Below are 23,530 nucleotides of genomic sequence, written 5' to 3' on the forward strand. Positions count from 1 at the left end.
ACTCCCTTATTGGACGGTCGCCACTTGACCCTTGGCGCGGGTTGCCAAGCCCTTGAGCTGCTCGGCGCGGGTCTGGGCCTGGTTGAACTGCTCGGGGCTCAAGTTGAAGCGGCTGACGAACTGCGACGCCTGTTTCCAGTTGTTCTGGTAGATCAGCAAGGTGACCATGTTCACCGCCGCCAGTGAGTTGCTCTGGTTGAGTTCCATTGCCGTGAGGAATTCGAAGCGGGCGTCTTCCATGCGCAGCTGGTTGAGGTAGACCACCCCCAGGTCGTTGCGGATTTTTTCATCGGTGGGCGACAGTTTGGCGGCCCGTTGCAAGTGCTCCAGGGCTTGGCCGTTATCGCCCCTGGCCACCGCCAGTTGGCCCAGGCCATGTTCGCCCTCGGCGGCCAGGCAGGTGCCCAGCAGGCTACGGTACATCGGCTCGGCCTCGCTGCGCCCGAGCAGCCGGTACACCTTGGCCTTGCGCAGGCGTACCTGGGGCAGGTTGTCCGCCAGGTTTTGCAGGTTGGCCAGGCTGGCGTGCAGCTTGCCGTCATTGGCCAGGTCATCGGCGAGGTTCAGTGACAACTCCTGGTCCGAACTGGGCTTGGAGCAACTGCTGGCGCCAGCGACGCCGGACCAGGGCGTCTGGCCCATGTTCGCGCAACCGCTCATCAACAACACGCTGCAGGCGGCAATCAGTAATTTCATGGTGCGTCCTCTCAAGGCCCCATGGCCTTGGAAATGGCGATAAACCCAGGGCCGGCCAACACAATCAGCAGCGCGGGAAACAGAAAAACCATCATCACGACCGACATCTTGGCCGACATCTTGGAAATGTATTCCTGCATGCGGGTCAGGCGCCGGTCATCCAGCAGTTGCTTGAGTGCCTGCAGCGATTTCATCGCGCCGCCGCCCTGATACAACAGCTGTTGCAGGATCGCGCAGGTGTCGCTGAACTCATCCACGCTGAGCATCAGACTGGTCTTGGTGAGCTCTTCGCCCAGCTCCAGGCCCGAGTCCACCCGTGCCAGCACCAGGCGCAGTTCCGAGGTCAGTACCGGCAGCAACTGCTGGGCTTCGTTGGACATGACCCGCAGGGTTTGCTCCACGGCCATGCCCGACTCGAACAGGATGCGCAGCAGCGGGATAAAGGTCGAAACTTCCTGGGATATTTGTTCCTGGCGCCGCTTGGCCATGGACGCCAGCACGCGCTTGGGCAGCAGGTAGCCGGTGGCAAAGCCCAGGAACGGCGCGGGCCAGGCATGGGCGACATCCGGGAAAAACAGGCTTTGCAGCAGGATTGTCAGCCCGAGGAACAGGATTGGCGCGCCTACCTGGCAGGCGGCAAACAGTGAGCGTTGGCTGGCTTTTCTCCAGCCGATGCGGTTGAGCAGGACCTGGGTTTCGTTGTCCAGGCTGATGGTGCGTTGGCCGATCCGCGTGTTGCCCAGTTGGCGCAGCAAGTACCGGACTTTGTCGTCGCGCTGGGTGTCGCCCTGGAGTCGTTGGGTCACCAGGCGTTGCTGGCGGCGCTGGCCGATCAGGTTGACGGCCACCAGGGCGAGTGCGGCGAGAAACAGCGCAACACTGATCAGCACGGCCATCTCAGATGCTCCTCAGCATGCGCCACAGCGCCACGCAACCGATGATCTGCATGCTGAAGGCGCCGATCAGCAGCAACTGGCCGCTGCCATCGGCCCACATGCCCACCAGGTACGTCGGGTTGGTCAGCAGGAAGTAGCCGGCCACGCTGACCGGCAGCAGCGCCAGCACCACGGCGGTGACGCGGGTTTCGCCGGTCATGGCGCGCAGTTGGCGCGCGCCCTGGTCACGCTCGCGGATCATTTTGATCAGGTTTTCCAGCAGCTCGCTGGCGTTGCCGCCATAGCGATGGTTGACCTTCAAGCCGAGGGCAAACAGGCGCAGCTCATCCTGTTCATACAGCTCGGCGAAGTCGTGCGCCGCTTCCGGCAGGCTGACCCCCAGCAACACGTTGCGCTTGATGCGGCCCATGGCAGTCTGCAACGGGTCTTCGCTGGCATCGATGGCGCCGAGCACCGCATCGGCCAGGGTGCGTCCGGACTTGAGGCTGCGTACGGCGTGGTCGAGCAATTGCGGCAGTTGTTCGATCATGCGGCGCAACCGCCGTTGATAACGTAGCGAGATGTAGAAGCGCAGCACCAGCGGCGGCGTCAGCAGCATCACCAGCAACCCCAGCCATTCGAAGGCGAGCAAGCCCAGCACCGCGCCCAGCGCCCACAGGGTCAGCCACAGGCCCAGGCGCTCGGTCGGCTTGCCCAGGCCGGCGCGCATGAAGGTGCGTTCCAGGCTGGTCAGTACCGGATTGTTCTCCGGGCTGTCGGGCTGCCCGTGGGCCAGGCGTTCCAGCACGCGGTCGGTCTGCGCCTGACGCACGCCACGGCGCATCAGTTGCAGGCCGAGCAACAGCATGGCCAGGGACATCAGCGCGAGCAGGATCGGAGCAAGCATGGGCGGCACCTCCTACTGCGGCAGGTGGCTTTCGCGGCGAAGTTTGTCGCCGGCGGGGTTGATGGCTTCGCGCAAAAAACCGTAGCCGGTGCGTTTGTCGAGGCGGAACAGGGTATTGGTGACATACACGTCATCGCGCACGCCGACCACTTCCACCACCTCGGTGACGCAGCGGCGGCCGTCGGGCATGCGCGACAATTGGATGATCACATCGAGGGCCGCACAGATCATCTGTCGCAGGGTTTTTTCCGCGACCGTGCGCCCGGTCAGGCCCACCAGGGTCTCCAGCCGCAGCAGCGCATCCTGGGCGTTGTTGGCGTGTACGGTGCTCATGGAGCCGTCGTGGCCGGTGTTCATCGCGGTGAGCACGTCGAGCACCTCCACGCCACGGATCTCGCCGAGGATGATGCGGTCGGGGCGCATCCGCAGGGCGTTGCGGATCAGGTCGCTGGCCTTCACTTCACCGTGCCCCTCGGCATTCGGCGGGCGGGTTTCCAGGCGCACCACGTGGGGGTGGCCCAGTTGCAACTCGGCCACGTCTTCGATGGTGACCAGGCGTTCGTGGGGGTTGATCAGTTGGCTGAGAATGTTCAGCAGCGTGGTTTTACCGGTGCCGGTACCGCCGCTGATCAGGATGTTGCAGCGCTTGCCCACGGCCTCCTGGAAGAACTCGAAGATCGGTTGGTCGATGGTCTGCATGGCCACCAGGTCGCTGCTCTTGAGCATGTCCTTGCGGAATTTCCGAATCGACAGGCACGGCCCGTCGAGGGCAATCGGCGGGATGATCGCGTTGACCCGGCTGCCATCGGGCAAGCGCGCATCGACCATCGGCGAGGATTCGTCCAGGCGCCGCCCCAAGGGCGCGAGGATGCGTTGCATGACGCGCTCCACATGGTGGTCGTCGATAAAACGCAGGTCACTTTGATGCAGCAAGCCATCGCGCTCGACGAACACCCGGTGCGGGCCGTTGACCAGGATTTCCGTCACGGAGGCATCGCGCAGCAGTACTTCCAGCGGGCCGAAGCCGGTGAGTTCGTCGACGATCTCTTCGGCCAGGCGCTCCATCTCATAGCGGGAAATCGCCAGGTGCATGCGGGTGATGTATTCGTTGACCTTGTCGATCACAAACTGCGCGAGGGACTGGCGTGTGCCTTCCAGCAGGTTTTTCCCCGACTCCTCGATGGCGTCGATGATGTAGCGGTGCAGCACCAGCTTGAGGCCGTCGTGATCGGTATTGCCGACCGCGCCGCGCGCGCCCGCACCGGGCACACCGAACAGCTTTTCGCCGCTCACTTGGGCCCCCACAGGCGGGTGAGCCAGTTGGCGGTGGGTTTCTCAAGGCCTTCGGAACGTTTGGCCAGGCGCTCGCCGAGTACCCGCAAGCCTTGGGTCAAGGGTTCGCGCGGGGCCAGGGTGAACAGGCTCTGGCCCTGGTTCTTCGCGTTCAGGCGCAGTTCTGCGGCCAGGGGCAACACGGCGATGACTTCCAGGCCAAAGGTTTTGCCCAGGGCTTCGGCCTCGGGTGCGGCGCCTTTGATGTAGCGGTCGATCAGTAACCGGCCGTGTTCCAGTTTCATGCCTTTTTCGCGCCAGCGATTGAGCACTGCCAGGTTGCGCCGGCAGTCCAGCACGCTTTGGTCGGTGCACCACAAAAGCTTGTCGCAATGGCTGACAAAGGTGCGCAGGGCTTCGCTGTCGGGTTGCCCGGTGAGGTTCACCACGATGTGCTGGAAGTGCTGGCGCAAGGCGCTGAGCAACATGTACAGCTCGGCGGCGCTGGTGTGTTCCAGGGGCTCGTCGCTGTCGGTGTAGGCGAGGATGCGCAAGCCCGCTTCGGTGGCGGTGAAGGCGCTGTTGATCAGGGTGGCGTCGAGGCGGCGCAGGTGACGCAAGGCGTCGCCAAAGTGAAACGAGCTTTCCAGGCCCAGCAGCGCCAGGCTGTCGCCCCGGGGCAGGCCGAGGTCGAGGACCAGGGTTTGCTGGCCGCTTTTCTGCACCACGTGCGCCAGGTGCCCGGCCAACATGGCGCCGTCGGTGCCGCACTGGGTGCCATACAACACGGTAAGGCCGCCCAAGTGGCTGGTGTGAGCCACGGCCGGCAGGCGTTTGCTCAGGCGGCGCACCAGCCCCGCGACTTCGCTGGAGCGCGAGCCGTAGGCGACAAAATCCCGCGCGCCGGCGCGCATCGCATTCAGCACAAGCTGATTGTCCATGCCGTCGCCCAGGGCCACGATCGCCAGCATCGGCTTGGCCTCCAGGGCGCCTTCGATCAGCGCGCACTGGTTGGTGACGTTTTCGCGGTCGAGGCCGATGAACACCAGGTTGGCGAAGGTCACGTCCACCAAGGCGAGCAGCTCGTCGAGGCTGCCGCTGCCGGCGCTGACCACTTGGCCCAGAGGCGCGAGGGCACCTTGCAGCCATTCCAGGTCGGTGCTGTTGCGGGTGATTGCCAGGAAGGTCTGGCTCAGGCTTTCGCTCATTGGGAGAGTCCTGTGCGTCGGTCGAAGTTGCCGTTTTCGAGGAAGAACAGGCGGTACCAGTTCGGGTCGTAGCTGCGCAGGTTTTCCCCCGGCAGGGACGGCAGTTGCGCATTGGCGGCGAGGGGTTGGACCAGGTGCGGCGTGACGATCATCAGCAGCTCTTTTTCTTCGCGGCTGATGTTGGAGTCACGAAAGAACGCGCCGAGGATCGGGATGTCGCCCAGGCCGGGAAACTTGGCGATGGTGGAGCGGTTGTTGGTGCTGATCAGGCCGCTGATCACGAAGCTCTCGCCATCGGCCAGGGACACGCTGGTGTCGGTGCGGCGCACGGTGAGCGCGGGCACCTGGATGCCCTGGATCGCGATGGCGTTGCTGTAGTCCAGCTCGCTGACTTCCGGCGCGACCTTGAGGGTGATGCGGTTGCGGTCGATCACTGTGGGGGTGAGGGTCAGGCGAATGCCGAACTCCTTGTACTCGATGGTGATGGTGTCGCTGCCGGCGCTGGGCACCGGGATCGGCACTTCGCCGCCAGCAAGGAAGGTCGCGCTCTGGCCGCTCAGGGCCACCAGGCTGGGACGCGCCAGGGTGTAGGCGAAGCCGCTGCTTTCCAGGGCGTTGATCATCGCCTTGACGCGGCCGCCGCCAAAGCCGACGTTGAAGTTATCGGTGCTTACCGGCAGTTTGAACACGCTCTCTGAGGGGGACAGGATGTTCGGGCTGCTGAGGAAAAAGTTGGTGCCAACCCCGAGAAACTTGGTGCTCGCTTCCTTGAGCTTGGTGCGGCTGACTTCGACAAAACGGATATCGGTCTGCACCTGGCTGGGCAGCGACGGGTCTTCCGACGGCGACAACGACAGGCTGGTCAAGGCGGAGGTGGCCTTGCCCTTGACGAACACCATGCTCTGGCGCGGGCTGGGCGAACAGGCCGTCCAGATCATCAGGCTGGTGGCGCCGGACGAGACGCCGGTGAGCAGGAAGGCCTGGTTGCCGTTGACGTGGACGTCGGCGATTTTCGGGTCGCCGACCGCCAGCCGGGTAATGGCCACCGGGGACTGGATAGCCTGTTGCAGGCCTTCACCGACCTCAAGCGTCGCCGGCAACTGCCCCAGACTGGCGCAATTGCCCGGTGCCGCCTGTGCCGCGCCGACGGGCAGGGCGAGGGTGACAAGGGCGCAGAACACTCGCGAAAACTTCGGCATGGAACGACTGCTCATTCAAGGCATCCTTAGCGCTATCAGGGCGTTTGTTGAGTGACCTGGTTACCGCGTATCACCTCGACACCCGAACGACGCGGGGCGGCATTTTTAGTGGCTGTCGGGTTGAAGTTGCTGATCGGCGGCGCGGTTTGCGCCAGTTGGTTGAACTGGTAGAGGTCGCGCTTGGCGTTGTCCAGGTTCTGCGCAGAGTCGCTGTCGCCAGCCCAGTAGTGGCTCAGGCGCTGTTCGTCGGCGCTGCGCACGGCCAGGCGCAGGCTGCCGGCTTGCACGGCGAGGACCAGGCGGCTCATCAACTGCTCGGGGACTGCCAGCAACACCGTGCGCGCGGTGGCACGGCCTTGTTGCTGCTTGGCTTTGTCTTCGGCGGTGATGGCCACCGGAGAGCCGGGCATGCCGTCGTTGGTCAGGCCCAGTTGATCGCCCACCCCCAGCAGGCGTAGCGCCGGCACGACGGTTTGTGCGGAGGGTTGCGGGTTGCCGTTCTCCGAGCGCAGATACAGCATCACATCGACATAGTCGCCAGGGTTCAATTGGCCACCGGCGCCGGTCACTTCATCCACCGCAACCGCCAGTGCTCGCTCATCGGCGCGGATCATGCGCGACAGGTTGCCACCGGCATTGAAGCTTTCTTCGGTCAGCCAGGTGCCGGCTTGCAGGGCGCGCCATGGCGTGCGGCCGACGGCCTGGTCCAGTGAGGTGAGGCTGCCGGCGGGGACGGTCTTGAGCTTCTCCACCGTCAGGTCGGCGGCGGTGAGGGCGACGAAGGGCGGCACGTCATGGGCCAGCACGACCACGGGTTGGCGGGTCGGGTCTTCGATGGCAGCGACAGGGGCGTTATTAATGACAGGTGGCGCGACGGCGGCAACCGGCTCCGGGCGGCTGAGAACCAGGCCCCAGTACCCGGCAATCAACGCTCCCAGCAACAGTACCCCGGCCAGAATCATGCTGATACGACTGCTCATGAAGGCTCTCCCTTTCCTACTGCCAGACCTTTCGACGGGTCCATCCAGCGACTACGCAATCAGTTCGTTCTGGGTATTCAACTATTTCGCTATTGGAAGGTAGTTCAGCTAGGACGAAATGCCATTACTGCATGGAAATATTGTGTATCGCGGCGCAAACATTGGTGCTTTGGCGCCAAGGTTCTGACTAATACTTTGTGATTAGTCGCTTATTACACTTGTTGGGAGTGAATTTGCCGACAATGCTCTAGTGGCATAGCGAGATCATGTTGCAAGCCCGCTACATCCGCGCTCTCAGCGCAAAGGAGAAGTCATATGTTCCTTGATGCCATTCGTAAAGTGTTTATCAAAATCCAGATTCTGTCTTACGGAAGAGAGGGGGCCTCCGGTATTGAATATGCGATTGTCGCGGCGATGTGTGCGGCGGTGATCGGGGCGTTCATGTCGCCGATCAGCACTAAAGTGAAGTCCATTTTTACCTCGATTCAAACCGGTATCGGCACTTGATTTTTTAGCGAAACGCTTTCTCCTCTTTTGACGGAGCTCTACATGCAAATCGAAGAAAGCATTCGTTTTATCTACTTCAAAATGCTGGTAATGGTGAGCGCCAGGGACGGCGCCTCGGGCATTGAATACGCCATTGTGGCGGCGATGTGCGCGGCAGTGATCGGGATCTTCATGACTCCGATAAGTGACCGTGTGAAGGTGCTGTTCAACCTGATCGAAGCGAGCATTGCATCGACTTGATCAATCCCGCGACACGACTAACCTGAGTAGATTCTTAGTGTCTGGATCTTTCGCCATGAGTCCCTCTGCGCCTGCTTCACGGCAACAACTTCTCCTGGTGGACGACGAAGAGGACGCCCTGATTGAACTGGCCGAATCCCTCTCCAATGAGGGATTTGTGTGTTTTACCGCCACCTCCGTGACCGACGCGTTGCAGGAATTGACCCTCAACCCGGATATCGCACTGATCATCACCGACCTGCGCATGCCTGAAGAAAGCGGTATCTCCCTGATCAAGCGCCTGCGCGAACACACGTCTCGCCAGCATCTGCCGGTGATCGTGATGTCGGGCCATGCCGAGATGGATGACGTCAGCGACATGCTGCGCTTGCAGGTGTTGGACCTGTTTCGCAAGCCGATCTACCTGGTGCGGTTGATCGATACTCTCAACAGTTTGTTTCCCCTGCAGAAGCGCCAGTTCTAGCGGCCAGTTGGGCTCACTGTGGGAGCTTGCTTTTGTGGGAGCTGGCTTGCCTGCGATAGCTATGTGTTAGGCGCTGAGGCTTTTTGGTCGGAGTACATATCCGTTATTGAGGTAACGGCTGATTAGGGTTCCGCCCTTACGGCGGGTCACTTTTGGAAAAGAGCCCCAAAAGTAACCAAAAGGGCTCTTGCCCCACCACTCGGCACCTCGCCTAGGCTCGGTGTGCCCGAACGCAGGCTTGAATCCGTGGGCCGCCGTCATGGGCCATCCTTGGCCCAGGACGGCTAACCCGGCGTCCTGCCGGGTTACCCACGGATTCAAGCCTGCGTTCGGCCAGCGTGGTTAACGGGGCGCCTAAGATCAAGATCAAAAGCTGAAAAGCCAGAGCCAGAGCCAGAGCTTCGAGTTTTGTCAGGTCCAGTCGTTGTGTCGATACATATGGCTATCGCAGGCAAGCCAGCTCCCACAGAGGTCCTCCTACACACATCGGCCTGATCAGAGTTGGTAACTGAAACTCAGCGTATACCGCGGCCGCCGGTCAAAGCTGTCCAGCGCGACGTCCGACAGCGGTTTGGCCGCCTCCAGCGCGATGTTGTAGTACTGGCTGTCGCCAAAGCGCAGGCCCACGGCGGCGGATGACAGGTCGTTGCCCCTGATCGGCAGTACGTTGAACCAGGTCTTGGCGCGGTCGAACACCACGTACGGTTGCAGGATGCGCACCCAGTCGCCGGCACGGTTGTAGCTGTAGTTGATCTCGTAGGCCAGCCCCCAGCCCTTGTCGCCCGAGCCCTGATCGTCGGGGTAGCCACGGGCGAAATTCTGCCCGCCGAAGGTGGCGCGTTCGCTGTCGGGCAGGGTGTCGTCACTCCAGTAGAACGCCCCGGAAAGCACGCCCTGGAAGTTGCTGCCGAACAGCTTGTTGCTTTGCACGCCGGACAGGCGCAGGCGGAAGAAATCCAGGTCGGGTTTTACCCCGTCGAAGTCGCTGTGGGTCTTGGCGCCCATGCCATTGATGCCTTGATACAGGCCGGCGCTGAGGATGCGCAGTTGGTCGGTGTCGGCCTTGCGCCAATCGCCTTCGAAGGCCAGGGCGCGCAGATTGGTTTCCAAGTCGAAGCGGTTGGGGAAACCCACCAGTTGATAGCGGGTTTTCTGATCGACGCCATAAATGCGTGTGCCGAGGCTCAACGACTCGGTCGGCGAGGCAATCACGGGGTGGCTCACGCCAATGGAGAAGCGGTCGATGGCCTGGTGCGGCTTGAGTTGGAAGCCGCCGTCCAGCCGCACGTTGGTACCTGGGTCGGCGCGGTAGCGTTCGCCTGACAGCACCAGCTGGGTGCCCTCGGCGTTGACGAACTGGCTGTAGGCGGCGCGGTAGTAGTGTTCCTTGTCGTTGCCCGGCGGCGCCAGGGCGCTGACGGTCAACTGTTCACCCATCGACGTCTGCGAGTTGCTGGTGGCGCTGACCAGCGCTTGCAGGCCGCCACGGCTGGCCTGGTTGAGGCTCATGCTGGTGGTGAAGGGCTTGCGGCCGGCGGTGATCTGCATGTGCGTGCCGCCATCGGTGGTGCGCGGTGGCGGCACTTGCGCCTGCAAGGTCACGCCGGGAATCGCGCCCATCAGCGTGGTGTAGCGCTCGAAGGTCTTGCGGGTCAGCGGGCGTTCGGCCTTGAGCTTTTCGGCGAGTTTGTCCACGTAGGACGACACCGAGCCGATATCGCCTTGCAGCTGGTAATCGCGCACATAACCCTCCACCAGCACCACGTGGACCAGGCCACCCTCGAAACTTTGTTCCGGCAGGAAGGCATAGGACAGCAGGTAGCCGTCTGTTTGGTAGCGCTTTGTGATGCTGCGGGTGGCCTCGATCAGTTGGGCGATGTTGGTTTCATGGCCAATCAGCGGTTCGAAGGCCTGCCCCAGTTCCTTGAGCGGGTAGACCGTGCCGCCGTCGATCTGCAGTTTGCTGATGGTCACTTTGGTGTCCATCAGCAGCGGCTGGGCTTCGCTGGTCGCCGGCGTTGGCAACTGGGTTTGCGGGGTGTTTGGCCGGTAGGCGTCGGCGGGCAGGTTGGGCACGGGCAGGTTGCGGATGGTGTCGTTGCTATTGAGGAAGCTGGGTAGGGTTTCGGCGTGGGCGTAAGCACTGAGGGTAAGCAACAACAGCGGCGTCAAAGCGCGCATAGGACACTCCATGGTCAAAACTGCAGCAGCGTTTCGCAGATTCCCGCCGGCTCTGGGGCGCGGTTCGGGTGCCTTTCATTGGCGCATAAAAAAGACGAGAGACTTATTGGGTCTCTCGTCTCAACCAAGCGTAGGCGCTGTAGGGGAGGCCGTCTAATCGGCCAGGTGCAATTCTATTTTTTGCCGGTCAGGCCACCGAGCAAGCCGCCCAGGCCGCCGCCGCTGGTGCTGGCCCCGGCACTGGCGCTGGCGCCGGCAGATGCGCTGCCGCCCAGGCTCAGGCCGCCGCCGAGCAAACCACCACCGCTACCGCTGGTACCCCCGGTGACCAGGCCGCCCACCGAGGTCACGGTGCTACCGACTGCGCTCACAGTGCCGCCCAGGGCATTGGTAACCGGGTTGGCATTGGTGCCGGTGATTTTGCCGCCCAGGCCGCTGACGGCGCCGCCGACGTTGGTCACCAGGCCGTTGACCGGAGCCCCCAGGCCAGTGCTGTTGCCGACGTTTTGGGTGAGGCTGGTGACGCCACTGGTGACTGGGTTAAGCGCGCTGCCCAGGCTGGTGGTGAGTGCCGCGACCGGCGCACCGGCTGCGGCGTTTGGTACGCCATTACCGCCCAGCAGAGTGCCGAGGGATGCCACGGTACCGCCAACACTGCCACCGGTGACGCCCGCCGCGCTGACCACGCCGTTGGTGTTGCCTGCATTCAGGCCGTTGCCGGCGCCCGCAATCACGCCACCGATGAGTTCCGGCAGGCCGAGGTTGCCAGTGCCAATGCCGCCGCCGGAACCGCTGCCGGTGCCAGTGGTTGGGTTGACATAGCCGCCGGCGCTGCCGACCACAGTGCCCACGCCGTTCAGTACGCCGCCCACGGCGCCGGTCACAGGGTTGCCGGTGCCGCCAGCGCCGGCAACTTTGTCGCCAAGGCCATCAACGGTACTGCCGACTTTGTTCAGCAGGCCGCCAACCGGGCCGCCGACGCCGGTTGTGCTGCCCACTTGGCCGGTGGTTTTTTCTACGAGAGAAACCACTGGCACCAGCACTTTGGCGCCCACGGTGTTGGTGAGCGAACCCAATGGGCCGGTGGTGCTGGCGGTGCTCAGGGTGTCACCGAGCATGGTCACGACGTTGCCGACTTTATCGACTACACCGCCGACTACAGGTGCGGCGCCACTCACCACCGGCACTTTGCCGAGCAAGGTCGCGACATTGCCGCCGGTGGTGCTCACGCCATCACCCAGGTCGGCAACGGCGTTGCCGACGCCCGAAAGGGTGGTGCCCACGGCATTGCTGTTGGTGCCGATGGTGCCCAGCCCGTCCGACAGGCCGGTGCCGATGCTGCCGACGGCGTTGCCGGTCGCTGTGACCAGGCCGCCAGCCGTGGCGCCGACAATCGGCAAGCTGCCCAGGGTGGTGCCGAGGCTGCCGACCGTCGTACCTACGCCAGTCACGGTGGTACCCAGGGTGTCCACGACAGTCGCGGTGACCAGTGGGGTAGTGGTGCCGCCACCGGTGCCACCGCCTGTACCGCCGCCCGTTCCACCACCGGTGCCGCCGCCAGTACCACCGCCGGTACCGCCACCTGTGCCACCACCGGTTCCGCCGCCAGTACCGCCACCGGTACCACCGCCCGTGCCGCCGGTGCCGGCCGTTGTATCGTCAGTGGAAGATGAACCACCGCTGTGATGCCCGCCACCACCGCTGCTGCAGCCGCCGAGCGTCAATGCTACTGCCAGGGCCAGCGCGGTACTTGCTTTCCAAAACACGACTTGAGTTTTCATGATTGAGATCCCTGCACCTGTACAACCTTAGTTGTCTTCAAACACTCGCCATTTCTATGGAGGGCGATGCGTTTGTCCGTAGGGCTATAACAGGCCAGGGGGCACTTTCTGACAATGCTCAACTTGGTATTAACGATTTATATACGGTCGTAAAGTCTCTGCTTAGGGACTAATGCCAAGGATATAAAAGTTAGATGTATCAAGATGTATATGTGTTTTGAATCAAGGGCTTGAACGAAATAGCGGACCTTATAAGGTCCGCTATAACTTAGGGTGTATATATACAATTAAGCAGTTTGTTTCAGGCGATCGGCTGCCATTTTCCTACCATATGTTCAATACCGCCCGCGCCGCTCAAGCATAATTCACCCGCCGAACCGGCGGCGCTGGCAAACAACGTCACTTCACTGGGCAGGCGCACGGGTTTCCTGAACTCGACGCTGATCTCAACATTGGCGGCTGGCAAGTGTTCGCCCAAGGCGGCGAGGGTGTGGGCCTTGTTCCACAGCCCGTGGGCGATGGCCTGGGGAAAGCCGAACAGCTTGGCGGTCAGGGCGCTGAGGTGGATCGGGTTGTAGTCGCCGCTGACCCGCGCATAACGCCGGCCGATATCGGCGGGTGCTTGCCAGCGCGTCAGCTCGCTGACGTGGGTGGGGCTCGGTTGCGCCGCGTCCGTGGTTTCGCCGTCGAGCTTTACGCCTCGGCAGAGCATGCGGCTTTCGGCTTCCCACAGCAGGCCGAGGGCATCGCTGACGGTGGTCACCAACTCGAAGGTCGCGCCCTTGGGATGCGGCTTGAGATCATGTGCGTGGACGCTGAGGGTCAGCTCGCTGACGCCGCCCAAGGGCCGGTGGATACGGATGGTATTGCTCAGGTGAATCAGCCCCAGCAGCGGGAAGGGGAAGCTGTTGTCGGTGAGCAGCTGCATCTGCAAGCCGAACGCGAGGATATGCGGATAAGTCGCTGGCAATATCGGGCTGTCGGCAAACCCGCAGACCTTGCGGTACTTGGCGACAGCGTTGGGGTTGACGGTCACCCGGCAGCGCAGCCCACGCTCGGGCAACGTGCTGCCGGTGATCTTGCGTTTGAGTGCCGCGCGCCAATACAGCGGCGGTAGCGACGGGGTGCTGTCCAACGTTTGCCAGTCCATGCCTACGCTCCCAAGAGACTTTGCCCACACACCCGCAGCGCCTGGCCACTGATGGCACCGCTGCCCGGCTGGCCCAGCCAGGCCACGGCTTCGGCCACGTCTTGCGGCAAACCACCCTGGCCCAGCGAGCTCATGCGTCGCCCTGCTTCACGCAAGGCAAAGGGGATATGCGCGGTCATCTGCGTTTCGATAAACCCCGGCGCCACGGCGTTGATGCTGATGCCACGCCCTTTGAGCAGTGGCGCCCAGGCTTGGGCGAGGCCGATCAACCCGGCCTTGCTCGCGGCGTAGTTGGTTTGCCCACGGTTGCCGGCGATGCCACTGATGGACGCCAGCAACACCACGCGGGCGTTGTCGTGCAGGGTGCCGCTGTCGATCAGCGCCTTGGTCAGCACTTGCGGGGCATTGAGGTTCACCGCTAGCACCGCGTCCCAAAAATCCGGGGTCATGTTGGCCAGGGTTTTGTCGCGTGTGATGCCGGCGTTGTGCACGAGGATGTCGAGGCCATCGGGCAGGTGGTCGATCAACTGCTGGGCGGCGTCGGCGGCGCAGATGTCCAGCGCCACGCTGCGCGCACCCAGGCGGGCGGCGAGGGCTTCGAGGTCGGCCTTGGCCTGGGGCACGTCGAGCAGGGTGACTTCCGCACCGTCGCGGGCCAGGGTTTCGGCGATGGATGCACCGATGCCACGGGCGGCGCCGGTGACCAGCGCCTTGCGCCCGGCGAGGGGGCGAGTCCAGTCTTCGACCTGCGTTGCGCACGCCTCCAGGCGAATCACCTGCCCGGAGATGTAGGCACTTTTGGGCGAGAGGAAGAAGCGCAGCGCGCCCTCCAACTGGTCCTCGGCACCGTCGCCGACATAGAGCAATTGCAGGACGCCGCCATTGCGCAGTTCCTTGGCCAGGGAGCGGCTGAAACCGTCGAGGGCACGTTGGGCGCTGGCGGCAAACGGGTCGTCGAGGCTTTCCGGCGCACGGCCGAGGATCACCAGGTGCGCGCTGTGATCGAGGTTTTTCAGCAGCGGCTGGAAGAATTCGCGCAGTTGCTTGAGTTGGTCGGTGTGCTGCAAGTCGCTGGCGTCGAACACCACGGCCTTGAGCTTGGGACCGTGGCCGGGAATCCACGTCGGCGCTTCGCCGCCATAGGTGTAGGTCGCGTCTGTCAGCTTATGGGCGAACGCCTGCACCTTCGCTGCCAGCGCGCCACCACCCAGCAGCAGCGCCCCTTCCACCGGGCGCAGGCGTCCGGCTTGCCAGCGTTCCAGGCGTACCGGTGACGGCAAGCCAAGGGCGGCGACCAGGCGATGGCCGAGGCTTGAGTTGGCGAAGTCGATATAACGGTCAGACATGGAACGCTCTCCGAAAGCTGGGGTTCAAAGGGTTGACCACCCCGGGGCGGTAGTCGTTCGATCAGCCTAGGCTAGGCTGAATGATTCCACCCACAACCTTCAGGGAGCTTTCCATGACTCAATTGCGCCGCGTAGCGATCATCGGCGGTAACCGCATTCCCTTCGCCCGCTCCAATGGCCCTTACGCCACGGCGAGCAACCAGGCGATGCTGACGGCGGCGCTCGAAGGCCTGATCGAACGCTACAACCTGCATGGCCTGCGCCTCGGCGAAGTGGCGGCGGGCGCGGTGCTCAAGCATTCCCGTGACTTCAACCTGACCCGCGAATGCGTGCTCGGCTCGCGACTGTCGCCGCAAACCCCGGCCTATGACATCCAGCAGGCGTGTGGCACTGGGCTGGAGGCCGCGTTGCTGGTGGCCAACAAGATCGCCCTCGGCCAGATCGAGTGCGGGATTGCTGGCGGTGTGGACACCACGTCCGACGCGCCGATCGGCGTGAATGAAGGGCTGCGCAAGATTTTGCTGCAAGCCAACCGCAGCAAATCCATGGCCGACAAGCTGAAAGTCCTGCTGCAACTGCGCCCCCATCACCTCAAGCCGGAACTGCCGCGCAATGGCGAACCACGCACAGGGTTGTCCATGGGCCAACACTGCGAACTGATGGCACAGACCTGGCAGATTCCCCGCGCCGAACAGGATCAGTTGGCCCTGGAAAGCCATCAGAAAATGGCGGCGGCTTACGCCGAAGGTTGGCACAACGATTTGCTCACGCCGTTCCTCGGCCTGACCCGTGACAACAACCTGCGCCCCGACCTGACCCTGGAGAAACTCGCGGCGCTCAAGCCGGCATTCGAACGCAGCGAAAAGGGCACGCTCACTGCGGGCAACTCCACACCGCTCACCGATGGTGCGTCGTTGGTGCTGTTGGGCAGCGAGGCCTGGGCGAAAGAGCGCGGTTTGCCGATCCTCGCGTATTTGCGTGACGGTGAAGCGGCGGCGGTGGATTTCGTCAACGGTGCCGAAGGCCTGCTGATGGCGCCGGTGTATGCGGTTCCGCGCTTGTTGGCGAGGAATGGTCTGACGCTGCAAGACTTCGATTACTACGAGATCCACGAAGCCTTCGCGGCCCAGGTGTTGTGTACGCTCAAGGCGTGGGAGGATGCGGACTACTGCAAGACGCGCCTCGGGCTGGATGCACCACTGGGGAGCATCGACCGCAGCCGGTTGAATGTGAAGGGCAGCTCGCTGGCGGCCGGGCACCCGTTTGCGGCCACAGGCGGACGTATCGTCGCCAACCTGGCCAAGTTGCTGGATGCGGCAGGCAAGGGGCGCGGGCTGATTTCCATCTGTGCAGCGGGCGGGCAGGGAGTCACCGCGATCATTGAACGGTGAAACTGGCCCATTGGATGCATTCTTAAGTGATCAACGGTCGGTAGCCCCTCCCACCGGCGAGCCGATTGCCGTATAACGAGTGCCATACGCGTATTTGGTAATAAAGGACCCACAATAAAAGCTGATGAAGACTCCTAAACGCATTGAACCCCTGATCGAAGACGGTCTGGTCGACGAAGTGCTGCGCCCACTCATGAGTGGTAAAGAAGCAGCTGTTTATGTGGTGCGCTGCGGCAACGAATTGCGTTGCGCCAAGGTTTACAAGGAGGCGAACAAACGAAGTTTTCGTCAAGCGTCCGAATACCAGGAGGGCCGCAAGGTCCGCAACAGTCGTCAAGCCCGGGCCATGGCCAAGGGTTCCAAGTTCGGTAAGAAAGAAACCGAAGACGCCTGGCAGAACGCTGAAGTGGCGGCGTTGTTCCGCCTGGCCGGTGCGGGCGTTCGCGTGCCCCAGCCGTTCGACTTCCTCGAAGGCGTGCTGTTGATGGAACTGGTGGCCGACGAGTACGGCGATGCGGCGCCGCGTCTGAACGACGTGGTGCTGGAGCCGGACCAGGCGCGTGAATACCACGCTTTCCTGATCTCGCAGATCGTGCTGATGCTGTGTACCGGCCTGGTGCACGGCGACTTGTCCGAGTTCAACGTACTGCTCACGCCGACCGGCCCGGTGATCATCGACCTGCCCCAGGCGGTGGATGCGGCGGGCAACAACCACGCGTTCAGCATGCTGGAGCGGGATGTGGGCAACATGGCCTCGTACTTCGGGCGCTTTGCCCCGGAGTTGAAGAAGACCAAGTACGCCAAGGAAATGTGGGCGTTGTACGAAGCCGGCACCTTGCACCCGGCCAGCGTCTTGACTGGCGAGTTCGATGAGCCGGAAGAGTTGGCGGATGTCGGCGGCGTGATCCGCGAGATTGAAGCGGCGCGGCTGGATGAAGAGCGTCGGCAGGCGATTCGGGCGGCGGATGATGCACCGCAGAGCAAAGTGCCGGACGAGCCACCGCCGCCGCCTTGGATGCAGTAACTCCCTGTGGGAGCTAGCTTGTGTGGGAGCTGGCTTGCCTGCGATAGCATCACCTCGCTGTAACTGATGTACCGAGGTGTCTGCATCGCAGGCAAGCCAGCTCCCACACAGACCAGCTCCCACAGTTGTTTTTGTGTACTCCGTTCAGGTGCAGCAACCGCCCGAAGCCAACTCCTTGAGAATCGGACAATCCGGCCGGTGATCGCCCTGGCAGTGCTCCACCAGGTCCTGCAACGTATCGCGCAGTTGCCCCAACTCCAGAATCTTCTGATTCAACTCATCGATATGCTGGCGCGCCAACGCCTTCACATCGGCGCTGGCCCGTTGCCGGTCCTGCCACAGGGTCAGCAGCTTGCCGACCTCTTCCAGTGAAAACCCCAGGTCCCGCGAGCGTTTGATAAACGCCAGGGTGTGCAGGTCGTCGGCACCGTACACGCGGTAGCCGCTGTCGGTGCGGTGGGCGGCTTTGAGCAGGCCGATGGATTCGTAGTAGCGAATCATCTTGGCGCTGAGCCCGCTCTGGCGTGCGGCTTGGCCGATGTTCATGGGCGATGGTCCTCGAGGTCCTTGGGTTTCCAGGTTTTCAGCAGCAGGGCATTGCTCACCACGCTGACACTCGACAGCGCCATCGCCGCGCCGGCCAGCACCGGGTTGAGCAGGCCGAACGCCGCCAGGGGAATGCCGATCAAGTTATACACAAAGGCCCAGAACAAATTCTGGCGGATTTTTGCATAGGTCTTGCGGCTAATCTCCAGCGCCGCCGGTACCAGGCGTGGGTCGCCGCGCATCAGGGTGATGCCGGCCGCGTGCATGGCCACGTCGGTGCCGCCGCCCATGGCGATGCCGATGTCGGCGGCGGCGAGGGCTGGGGCGTCGTTGATGCCGTCGCCGACCATCGCCACCACGCCGGTTTTTTTCAACTCGGCGACGGTGGCGGCTTTGTCGGCGGGTAACACTTCGGCGTGCACGTCGTCGATGCCCAATGCCTCTGCCACCACGCGCGCACTGCCACGGTTGTCGCCGGTGAGCAGGTGGCTGCTGATGTGCTGCGCCTTGAGCAGGTGTACCGCTTCGAGCGCGCCGGGCTTGAGCGTGTCGCCAAAGGCAAACAGCCCCAGCACGCGGGGTTGCGCGCCTTGCTCGATCAACCATGACAAGGTGCGGCCTTCGGCCTCCCAGGCCTTGGCGGCGTCGGCCAGGTCGCCGGCGTTCAAGCCGCTTTCTTCCAGCAGGCGGCGATTGCCCAGGGCCAACTGCCGGCCATCGAGGGTACCGGCGATGCCGCGCCCGGTCAGGGATTGGCTGGCGGTCACGTCCGCCACTGGCAGATCTTGTTCATTGCACGCATCCAGCACGGCCTTGGCCAGCGGGTGTTCGCTGCCGCGTTGCAGCGCGCCGGCCTGTTGCAACAGCAGGGCTTCGTTGCCATCCACGGCGGCGAGGTGGGCGATTTTCGGCGCGCCGGAGGTGAGCGTGCCGGTCTTGTCGAACACCACCGCGCTGACTTCATGGGCGCGTTCCAGGGCTTCGGCGTCCTTGATCAAGATGCCATGGCGCGCGGCCACGCCGGTGCCGGCCATGATTGCAGTCGGTGTGGCCAGGCCGAGGGCGCACGGGCAGGCAATCACCAGCACGGCCACCGCGTTGATGATCGCGGTTTCCAGCGACGCGCCGTACAGCCACCAGCCCACCAACGTGACCAACGCCAGCACCAGCACGGCAGGCACGAATACTTGGCTGACTTTATCCACCAGTTTCTGGATCGGTGCCTTGGCGGCCTGGGCGTCTTCCACCAGGCGGATGATCCGCGCCAGCACGCTTTCGGCGCCCAAGGCGGTGGTGCGCACCAGCAGGCGGCCTTCGCCGTTGATGGCGCCGCCGGTGACCTTGTCCCCCGGCTGTTTGGGCACCGGCAGGCTTTCGCCGCTGATCAGCGCTTCGTCGGCGTGGCTCTGGCCGTCGACCACCTCACCGTCCACCGGGAAGCGTTCGCCGGGTTTGACCAGCACCAGGTCATCAAGGGTCAGGGCACTAATGGCGACGTCTTCTTCACGGCCGTCGCTCACCCGAATCGCACGCTCCGGGCGCAGGGCTTCGAGGGCGCGGATGGCGCTGGCAGTTTGGCGTTTGGCGCGGCTTTCGAGGTATTTGCCCAGCAGCACCAGGGCGATTACCACCGCCGAGGCTTCGAAATACAGGTGCGGCGCCATGCCGGGGTGGGCGGTGAGCCATTCATAAATGCTCAGGCCATAACCGGCGCTGGTGCCGATGGCCACCAGCAGGTCCATATTGCCGGCGCCGGCGCGCACGGCTTTCCAGGCGGCTATATAGAAGCGCGCACCGAAGATGAACTGCACCGGGGTGGCGAGGGCGAACTGCACCCAGGCGGGCAGCATCCAGTGCACGCCGAAGGGCTCCACCAGCATCGGCAGCACCAGCGGCAGCGCCAAGGCAATCGCAAACACCAGCGACCAGCGCTCGCGATGCAGGCGCTGGGCTTGATCGACCTCGGTGGCGGTTTCACTCTGCGGCAGGCTGGCGGTGTAGCCGGCTTTATCGACGGCGGCAATCAATACGCCGGGGTCCATCTGGCCCGCGACTTCGACGTGGGCGCGTTCATTGGCCAGGTTGACGCTGACGCTTTGCACCCCCGGCACCTTGCCCAGCGCGCGTTCGACGCGGCCGGCACAGCTGGCGCAGGTCATGCCGCTGATGGGCAGGTCAAAGGTGGTCGATCCATTCATGGGGCAGTCCTCCAGGAGAAGTTGCCCCTAGGATCAACCTTGACCTGTGGGGAAGGTCAAGTGCGGGACGCGGAGCGTCCTAAGAGGCATTCCCACGCGGAGCGTGGGAACGATCGGTGGCGGTGGTCAGTATTCCAATGCGGCAGGCTTGAGGTACATGCCGTCCGGGCCTTGGGCGATGCGCAACTTGCGCACGTCGCCGGCCTTCAGGGTGATGTTCTGCGCCGGTGGTGCGAGCAGGCCCGGCAGGCAGCCTGGCGCCTGGCCGGGCAGCAACTTGAGGCGCAGCGACAGGTTGCCCGCCGGCAAGTTGAATGAGGTGGCTTGCTCCTGGAACAGCCGCCCGGCCAGTTGATCATTGAGGTACAGGCCGATCTCGCAGTTGGTCGGCACTTCCAGGCGTTCCCGGGAAATGATCAACACCGCGTAGTCTTCTGCGGCACTGGCCATCGGTGCGGCGGCAGACAAGCTCATCAGGCCGGCAAGGGCAAAAAACGACCAGCGCATGGCGAATGCTCCGTGGTTCAAATCAAAGATGACTCAAGCTTGGCCGACCGCGCGAGCGAATACCAGCCCGGCCGATATTTTAGGCGCTTGACCTTGCCATGATGGCAAGGTCGAGACTGCCTCCACCCTCAATCAAGGAGTCATGTCATGCAAGTATTCAGCGTTGAAGGAATGACCTGCGGCCATTGCGTCAAGTCGGTCACCCAGGCGGTGCAGAGCCAGGACCCGGCGGCCAGTGTGAAGGTCGATCTGGCGGCCAAGGAAGTCGGCGTGGAGAGTCGTTTGTCGGCCGAGCAAATCATCAGTGCGATCACCGAAGAAGGCTACAGCGCCAAGCTCGCCTGATTTTTCAATAGTTAGCGAGCTATCGTAATGTTCAAGGCCCCCAAGCGCGGCTAGACTGTCGGGCTGCCGACTCACTTGGGTGCCTTCATGAACCTGCGCATTATCCTGATCCTGGGCGCCTTGAGCGCCTTCGCGCCGTTGGCGATCGATTTTTACCTGCCGGGCTTCCCCGCCATGGCGATCGCTTTTGGCACCGACGAAAAACATGTCCAGCAAACCCTGGCGGTGTATTTCATCGGCCTGGCCATTGGCCAATTGATCTACGGCCCGCTGGCCGACCGCTTTGGCCGGCGTGTTCCGCTGCTCAGTGGCGTCACGCTGTTTACCTTGGCGTCCTTCGCCTGCGCCTATGCGCCTTCCCTGGATTGGCTGATCGCCGCGCGTTTCGTCCAGGCCCTGGGCGGTTGTGCGGGTATGGTCATTTCCCGCGCGGTGGTCAGCGACAAATGTGATGCGGTGGGTTCGGCCAAAGTGTTCTCCCAACTGATGCTGGTCACCGGGCTGGCGCCGATCCTCGCGCCGCTGGCGGGTGGGGTGATGGTTGGCGTGTGGGGCTGGCAGTCGATCTTCCTCGCGCTGACTTTTTTCAGCGTGATGGCGGCAGTAGCCGTTGCCGTCGGCCTGCCGGAAACCTTTCCGGCCCATCAGCCGCGCCAGCCGTTGTCCGGCTCGCTGCGCCGCTACCTGTCGCTGCTGTCGGACCGGGTGTACCTCGGTTATGCACTCACCGGCGGTATTGCGATTGGCGGGATGTTTGCCTACATCGCCGGTTCACCTTTCGTATTTATCAAACTGTATGGCGTGCCCGCCGAGCATTACGGCTGGGTCTTCGGCTCCAACGCCGCCGGTTTTATCCTCATCGCCCAAGTGAACGCGCGCTTGCTGGCTAAACGCGGCCCGGCGTTCCTGCTGTCGCGCAGCGTGTGGGTGTACCTGGCGGCCGCCCTGTCGTTGCTGGCGATCAGTGCCTTGCACACCGATGCGCTGTGGCCGCTGCTGGTGCCGCTGTTTATCTGTATCGCCAGTCTGGGCTGCATTCTGCCCAACACCTCGGCGTGCGCCATGAGCGGGCAAGGGGCGCGGGCGGGCAGTGCGTCGGCGTTGCTCGGTTGCATTCAGTTTGGTGTGGCAGCGGGCGCGGCGTCGTTGGTCGGCCTGTTGCACGATGGCACGGCGATGCCGATGGCCATGGTCATCAGCTTGTGCGGCGTGTTGGCGGTGACGGTGGCCGTATCGACCCAGCGCCTGCAACGGGCTCGGGCCGCGCAAGCGCAGGTCTGAGGTGCAGGTCAGCCAGCGGCGGAACGTTGCTGGCTGAGCGGGATGGGGTGGGGCGCCTGGATACGGGCTTGCAGGGTCTCGGCAAAGGCGCGGGCCTCGGCCTCACTGTGGAAGGTGATGGCCTTGGAATCCAGGCGCACCTCCCATTGGGATTTTGCTAACGCTTTTATCAGGATCTTCATTGCTGACTTCCTCACGTAAAAGAATCGTGGCAAAGGCGGCCAATATAAACCCGAATACCCGCGCAAATATGACAAAGGTCAACTCTCGGACTAATGGTCTCGTCCATTACTCACAGCAGTAACGGACGACACCTACAGACCTCTGTCAGAACCCTTCCAGCACGATCTTGCCCTTGGCCTTGCCGCTTTCCAGCAGCGCATGGGCGCGGCGCAGGTTGGCCGCATTGATCACACCAAAGTGCTCGCCCACCGTGGTTTCCAGGGTGCCGGCGTCGATCAGTTCGGCCACGCGGTTGAGCAGGTGGTGCTGCTCGATCATGTCCGGGGTCTCGAACATCGAACGGGTGTACATGAACTCCCAATGCAGCGACAGGCTCTTGCGCTTGAGCTTGCTGACGTCCAGCGCCTTGGGATCGTCGATCAGCGCCAGCTTGCCTTGGGGTTGCAGGGCTTCGACCAATTGGTCCAGGTGCTGGTCGGTCTGGGTCAGGCTGGCGACGTGGGTCACGTGGGTGACACCGGCGCGTTTCAGTTCTTCACTCAACGGTTGGCTGTGGTCAATCACCAGATCGGCGCCCAGTGCCTTGGCCCAGGCCTGGGTTTCCGGGCGCGAAGCGGTGCCGATGACCCGCAACGCCGTGAGCTGGCTGGCCAATTGGGTCAGGATCGAACCCACGCCACCGGCGGCGCCGACGATCAGCAGGCTCTGGCCCTGGTCCTCTTTACCTTCACGCACTTGCAGGCGCTCGAAGAGCAATTCCCACGCAGTGATAGCGGTCAGCGGCAGTGCTGCGGCTTCGGCGAAACCCAGGCTTTTTGGCATATGGCCGACGATGCGCTCATCCACCGTGTGCCACTCGCTGTTGCCGCCCGGGCGTACGAGGGAGCCGGCGTAGAACACCTTGTCGCCGGCCTTGAACAGCGTGACGTCACTGCCCACGGCCTTGACCACACCGGCCACGTCCCATCCCAGCACCTTGGCGGCACCGTTTTCCGGGGCGACGTTCTGGCGCACCTTGGTGTCCACTGGGTTGACCGAGATGGCTTTGACTTCCACCAGCAGGTCACGCGGGCCGGCGACCGGCTCGGGCAGTTCGATGTCTTGCAGGGCCAGGGGATCGTTGATCGGCAGCGAGGCGTAGTAGGCGATGGCTTTCATGGGAAGCTCCGGGAATGGGATGGGCAGATGATTGGCTATTTCCCCGCGAGATAAAAGCGGCTAAAACAGAGGTCTGTTTCAATATAATTTTG

General features: G+C 63.2%; 23 protein-coding genes. 7 read left to right on the forward strand and 16 right to left on the reverse strand.

Annotated elements, in window-relative coordinates; genetic code table 11:
- Positions 1 to 6 precede the first annotated feature (6 nt).
- The 7 genes from ACU688_RS26400 to cpaB are packed head-to-tail and all read right to left on the reverse strand — an operon-like array spanning position 7 to position 7,137.
- A complete protein-coding gene (locus tag ACU688_RS26400; RefSeq protein ID WP_448187000.1) occupies positions 7 to 696 on the reverse strand; it encodes a tetratricopeptide repeat protein in 690 nt (229 codons plus the stop codon).
- Between the two features lie 11 nt (positions 697 to 707).
- Positions 708 to 1,592: a type II secretion system F family protein gene (locus tag ACU688_RS26405; protein ID WP_448187001.1), complete on the reverse strand. Its 885-nt coding sequence runs from the start codon at positions 1,590 to 1,592 to the stop codon at positions 708 to 710.
- 1 nt (position 1,593) lies between these two features.
- The gene (locus ACU688_RS26410; protein WP_448187002.1) at positions 1,594 to 2,478 is read right to left on the reverse strand and encodes a type II secretion system F family protein; all 885 of its coding nucleotides are present in this window, start codon (positions 2,476 to 2,478) and stop codon (positions 1,594 to 1,596) included.
- Positions 2,479 to 2,490: 12 nt separating this feature from the next.
- A complete protein-coding gene (locus ACU688_RS26415; protein WP_448187003.1) occupies positions 2,491 to 3,771 on the reverse strand; it encodes a TadA family conjugal transfer-associated ATPase in 1,281 nt (426 codons plus the stop codon).
- Positions 3,768 to 4,958, reverse strand: coding sequence for a CpaE/TadZ family protein (locus ACU688_RS26420; RefSeq protein WP_448187004.1), 1,191 nt, complete (start codon positions 4,956 to 4,958; stop codon positions 3,768 to 3,770). Before ACU688_RS26420 ends, ACU688_RS26415 begins: the two co-directional genes overlap by 4 nt.
- Positions 4,955 to 6,172 carry a type II and III secretion system protein family protein gene (locus ACU688_RS26425; protein WP_448187005.1) on the reverse strand — a complete coding sequence of 406 codons (1,218 nt, stop codon included), beginning with the start codon at positions 6,170 to 6,172 and terminating at the stop codon, positions 4,955 to 4,957. Before ACU688_RS26425 ends, ACU688_RS26420 begins: the two co-directional genes overlap by 4 nt.
- 20 nt (positions 6,173 to 6,192) lie before the next feature.
- Positions 6,193 to 7,137, reverse strand: a complete 945-nt coding sequence (gene cpaB / locus ACU688_RS26430) for a Flp pilus assembly protein CpaB (RefSeq protein ID WP_448187006.1) — start codon at positions 7,135 to 7,137, stop codon at positions 6,193 to 6,195.
- 315 nt (positions 7,138 to 7,452) lie between these two features.
- On the opposite strand from cpaB, the gene ACU688_RS26435 reads away from it, so the two are divergent.
- Genes ACU688_RS26435 through ACU688_RS26445 form a run of 3 tightly spaced genes read left to right on the forward strand, consistent with a single transcriptional unit; the run spans position 7,453 to position 8,347 of the window.
- The gene (locus tag ACU688_RS26435; RefSeq protein WP_124525654.1) at positions 7,453 to 7,644 is read left to right on the forward strand and encodes a Flp family type IVb pilin; all 192 of its coding nucleotides are present in this window, start codon (positions 7,453 to 7,455) and stop codon (positions 7,642 to 7,644) included.
- Positions 7,645 to 7,686: 42 nt separating this feature from the next.
- Entirely contained in the window at positions 7,687 to 7,884 is a 198-nt protein-coding gene (locus tag ACU688_RS26440) for a Flp family type IVb pilin (protein WP_448187007.1), read from the forward strand.
- 55 nt (positions 7,885 to 7,939) lie between these two features.
- Entirely contained in the window at positions 7,940 to 8,347 is a 408-nt protein-coding gene (locus tag ACU688_RS26445) for a response regulator (protein ID WP_207043724.1), read from the forward strand.
- 495 nt (positions 8,348 to 8,842) lie between these two features.
- On the opposite strand, the gene ACU688_RS26450 is transcribed toward ACU688_RS26445, so the two are convergent.
- The 4 genes from ACU688_RS26450 to ACU688_RS26465 all read right to left on the reverse strand — a co-directional run bounded on the left by ACU688_RS26450 (position 8,843) and on the right by ACU688_RS26465 (position 14,805).
- Positions 8,843 to 10,528 carry a ShlB/FhaC/HecB family hemolysin secretion/activation protein gene (locus ACU688_RS26450; RefSeq protein WP_448187008.1) on the reverse strand — a complete coding sequence of 562 codons (1,686 nt, stop codon included), beginning with the start codon at positions 10,526 to 10,528 and terminating at the stop codon, positions 8,843 to 8,845.
- Positions 10,529 to 10,701: 173 nt separating this feature from the next.
- Positions 10,702 to 12,309 carry a collagen-like triple helix repeat-containing protein gene (locus ACU688_RS26455; RefSeq protein ID WP_448187009.1) on the reverse strand — a complete coding sequence of 536 codons (1,608 nt, stop codon included), beginning with the start codon at positions 12,307 to 12,309 and terminating at the stop codon, positions 10,702 to 10,704.
- A 301-nt stretch (positions 12,310 to 12,610) separates the two neighbouring features.
- Positions 12,611 to 13,459 (reverse strand): MaoC family dehydratase, encoded by an 849-nt coding sequence (locus ACU688_RS26460; RefSeq protein WP_448187010.1) that lies wholly within the window; start codon positions 13,457 to 13,459, stop codon positions 12,611 to 12,613.
- A 2-nt stretch (positions 13,460 to 13,461) separates the two neighbouring features.
- Positions 13,462 to 14,805, reverse strand: coding sequence for a 3-oxoacyl-ACP reductase (locus tag ACU688_RS26465; RefSeq protein WP_448187011.1), 1,344 nt, complete (start codon positions 14,803 to 14,805; stop codon positions 13,462 to 13,464).
- 113 nt (positions 14,806 to 14,918) lie between these two features.
- On the opposite strand from ACU688_RS26465, the gene ACU688_RS26470 reads away from it, so the two are divergent.
- Both ACU688_RS26470 and ACU688_RS26475 read left to right on the forward strand, forming a co-directional pair.
- Positions 14,919 to 16,196 carry an acetyl-CoA C-acetyltransferase gene (locus ACU688_RS26470; protein ID WP_448187012.1) on the forward strand — a complete coding sequence of 426 codons (1,278 nt, stop codon included), beginning with the start codon at positions 14,919 to 14,921 and terminating at the stop codon, positions 16,194 to 16,196.
- 124 nt (positions 16,197 to 16,320) lie between these two features.
- Entirely contained in the window at positions 16,321 to 17,220 is a 900-nt protein-coding gene (locus tag ACU688_RS26475) for a PA4780 family RIO1-like protein kinase (protein ID WP_017735277.1), read from the forward strand.
- 144 nt (positions 17,221 to 17,364) lie between these two features.
- Here ACU688_RS26475 and cueR read toward each other — a convergent pair whose 3' ends face one another.
- The 3 genes from cueR to ACU688_RS26490 form a co-directional block, all read right to left on the reverse strand.
- The gene (gene cueR, locus ACU688_RS26480; RefSeq protein WP_448187013.1) at positions 17,365 to 17,766 is read right to left on the reverse strand and encodes a Cu(I)-responsive transcriptional regulator; all 402 of its coding nucleotides are present in this window, start codon (positions 17,764 to 17,766) and stop codon (positions 17,365 to 17,367) included.
- Positions 17,763 to 19,964 carry a heavy metal translocating P-type ATPase gene (locus ACU688_RS26485; protein WP_448187014.1) on the reverse strand — a complete coding sequence of 734 codons (2,202 nt, stop codon included), beginning with the start codon at positions 19,962 to 19,964 and terminating at the stop codon, positions 17,763 to 17,765. The genes cueR and ACU688_RS26485 overlap by 4 nt, the downstream gene beginning before the upstream one ends.
- A gap of 126 nt (positions 19,965 to 20,090) precedes the next feature.
- Complete coding sequence (locus ACU688_RS26490) at positions 20,091 to 20,471, reverse strand: hypothetical protein (RefSeq protein ID WP_448187015.1); 381 nt, start codon at positions 20,469 to 20,471, stop codon at positions 20,091 to 20,093.
- 147 nt (positions 20,472 to 20,618) lie between these two features.
- Here ACU688_RS26490 and ACU688_RS26495 point away from each other — a divergent pair, with 147 nt between their 5' ends.
- Both ACU688_RS26495 and ACU688_RS26500 read left to right on the forward strand, forming a co-directional pair.
- On the forward strand, positions 20,619 to 20,816 hold the full coding sequence (locus ACU688_RS26495) for a heavy-metal-associated domain-containing protein (RefSeq protein ID WP_017735273.1): 198 nt from the start codon (positions 20,619 to 20,621) through the stop codon (positions 20,814 to 20,816).
- A gap of 87 nt (positions 20,817 to 20,903) precedes the next feature.
- A complete protein-coding gene (locus ACU688_RS26500) occupies positions 20,904 to 22,097 on the forward strand; it encodes a multidrug effflux MFS transporter (RefSeq protein WP_124528154.1) in 1,194 nt (397 codons plus the stop codon).
- Positions 22,098 to 22,105: 8 nt separating this feature from the next.
- Here ACU688_RS26500 and ACU688_RS26505 read toward each other — a convergent pair whose 3' ends face one another.
- Together ACU688_RS26505 and ACU688_RS26510 are read right to left on the reverse strand one after the other, a co-directional pair.
- The gene (locus tag ACU688_RS26505) at positions 22,106 to 22,279 is read right to left on the reverse strand and encodes a hypothetical protein (protein ID WP_448187016.1); all 174 of its coding nucleotides are present in this window, start codon (positions 22,277 to 22,279) and stop codon (positions 22,106 to 22,108) included.
- Between the two features lie 145 nt (positions 22,280 to 22,424).
- On the reverse strand, positions 22,425 to 23,438 hold the full coding sequence (locus ACU688_RS26510) for a zinc-binding alcohol dehydrogenase family protein (RefSeq protein ID WP_448187017.1): 1,014 nt from the start codon (positions 23,436 to 23,438) through the stop codon (positions 22,425 to 22,427).
- Positions 23,439 to 23,530: the final 92 nt, after the last annotated feature.

This window comes from Pseudomonas acericola (SeqCode) (assembly GCF_053456465.1).

Coding starts and splice junctions, on each gene's coding strand:
- cpaB (WP_448187006.1), bottom strand. CDS start 7,137: ATGAGCAGTCGTATCAGCATGATTCTGGCCGGGGTACTGTTGCTGGGA.
- ACU688_RS26440 (WP_448187007.1), top strand. CDS start 7,687: ATGCAAATCGAAGAAAGCATTCGTTTTATCTACTTCAAAATGCTGGTA.
- ACU688_RS26450 (WP_448187008.1), bottom strand. CDS start 10,528: ATGCGCGCTTTGACGCCGCTGTTGTTGCTTACCCTCAGTGCTTACGCC.
- ACU688_RS26420 (WP_448187004.1), bottom strand. CDS start 4,958: ATGAGCGAAAGCCTGAGCCAGACCTTCCTGGCAATCACCCGCAACAGC.
- ACU688_RS26465 (WP_448187011.1), bottom strand. CDS start 14,805: ATGTCTGACCGTTATATCGACTTCGCCAACTCAAGCCTCGGCCATCGC.
- ACU688_RS26495 (WP_017735273.1), top strand. CDS start 20,619: ATGCAAGTATTCAGCGTTGAAGGAATGACCTGCGGCCATTGCGTCAAG.
- ACU688_RS26510 (WP_448187017.1), bottom strand. CDS start 23,438: ATGAAAGCCATCGCCTACTACGCCTCGCTGCCGATCAACGATCCCCTG.
- ACU688_RS26435 (WP_124525654.1), top strand. CDS start 7,453: ATGTTCCTTGATGCCATTCGTAAAGTGTTTATCAAAATCCAGATTCTG.
- ACU688_RS26490 (WP_448187015.1), bottom strand. CDS start 20,471: ATGCGCTGGTCGTTTTTTGCCCTTGCCGGCCTGATGAGCTTGTCTGCC.
- ACU688_RS26425 (WP_448187005.1), bottom strand. CDS start 6,172: ATGAGCAGTCGTTCCATGCCGAAGTTTTCGCGAGTGTTCTGCGCCCTT.
- ACU688_RS26405 (WP_448187001.1), bottom strand. CDS start 1,592: ATGGCCGTGCTGATCAGTGTTGCGCTGTTTCTCGCCGCACTCGCCCTG.
- ACU688_RS26455 (WP_448187009.1), bottom strand. CDS start 12,309: ATGAAAACTCAAGTCGTGTTTTGGAAAGCAAGTACCGCGCTGGCCCTG.
- ACU688_RS26400 (WP_448187000.1), bottom strand. CDS start 696: ATGAAATTACTGATTGCCGCCTGCAGCGTGTTGTTGATGAGCGGTTGC.
- ACU688_RS26445 (WP_207043724.1), top strand. CDS start 7,940: ATGAGTCCCTCTGCGCCTGCTTCACGGCAACAACTTCTCCTGGTGGAC.
- ACU688_RS26470 (WP_448187012.1), top strand. CDS start 14,919: ATGACTCAATTGCGCCGCGTAGCGATCATCGGCGGTAACCGCATTCCC.
- cueR (WP_448187013.1), bottom strand. CDS start 17,766: ATGAACATCGGCCAAGCCGCACGCCAGAGCGGGCTCAGCGCCAAGATG.
- ACU688_RS26485 (WP_448187014.1), bottom strand. CDS start 19,964: ATGAATGGATCGACCACCTTTGACCTGCCCATCAGCGGCATGACCTGC.
- ACU688_RS26475 (WP_017735277.1), top strand. CDS start 16,321: ATGAAGACTCCTAAACGCATTGAACCCCTGATCGAAGACGGTCTGGTC.
- ACU688_RS26500 (WP_124528154.1), top strand. CDS start 20,904: ATGAACCTGCGCATTATCCTGATCCTGGGCGCCTTGAGCGCCTTCGCG.
- ACU688_RS26460 (WP_448187010.1), bottom strand. CDS start 13,459: ATGGACTGGCAAACGTTGGACAGCACCCCGTCGCTACCGCCGCTGTAT.
- ACU688_RS26505 (WP_448187016.1), bottom strand. CDS start 22,279: ATGAAGATCCTGATAAAAGCGTTAGCAAAATCCCAATGGGAGGTGCGC.
- ACU688_RS26410 (WP_448187002.1), bottom strand. CDS start 2,478: ATGCTTGCTCCGATCCTGCTCGCGCTGATGTCCCTGGCCATGCTGTTG.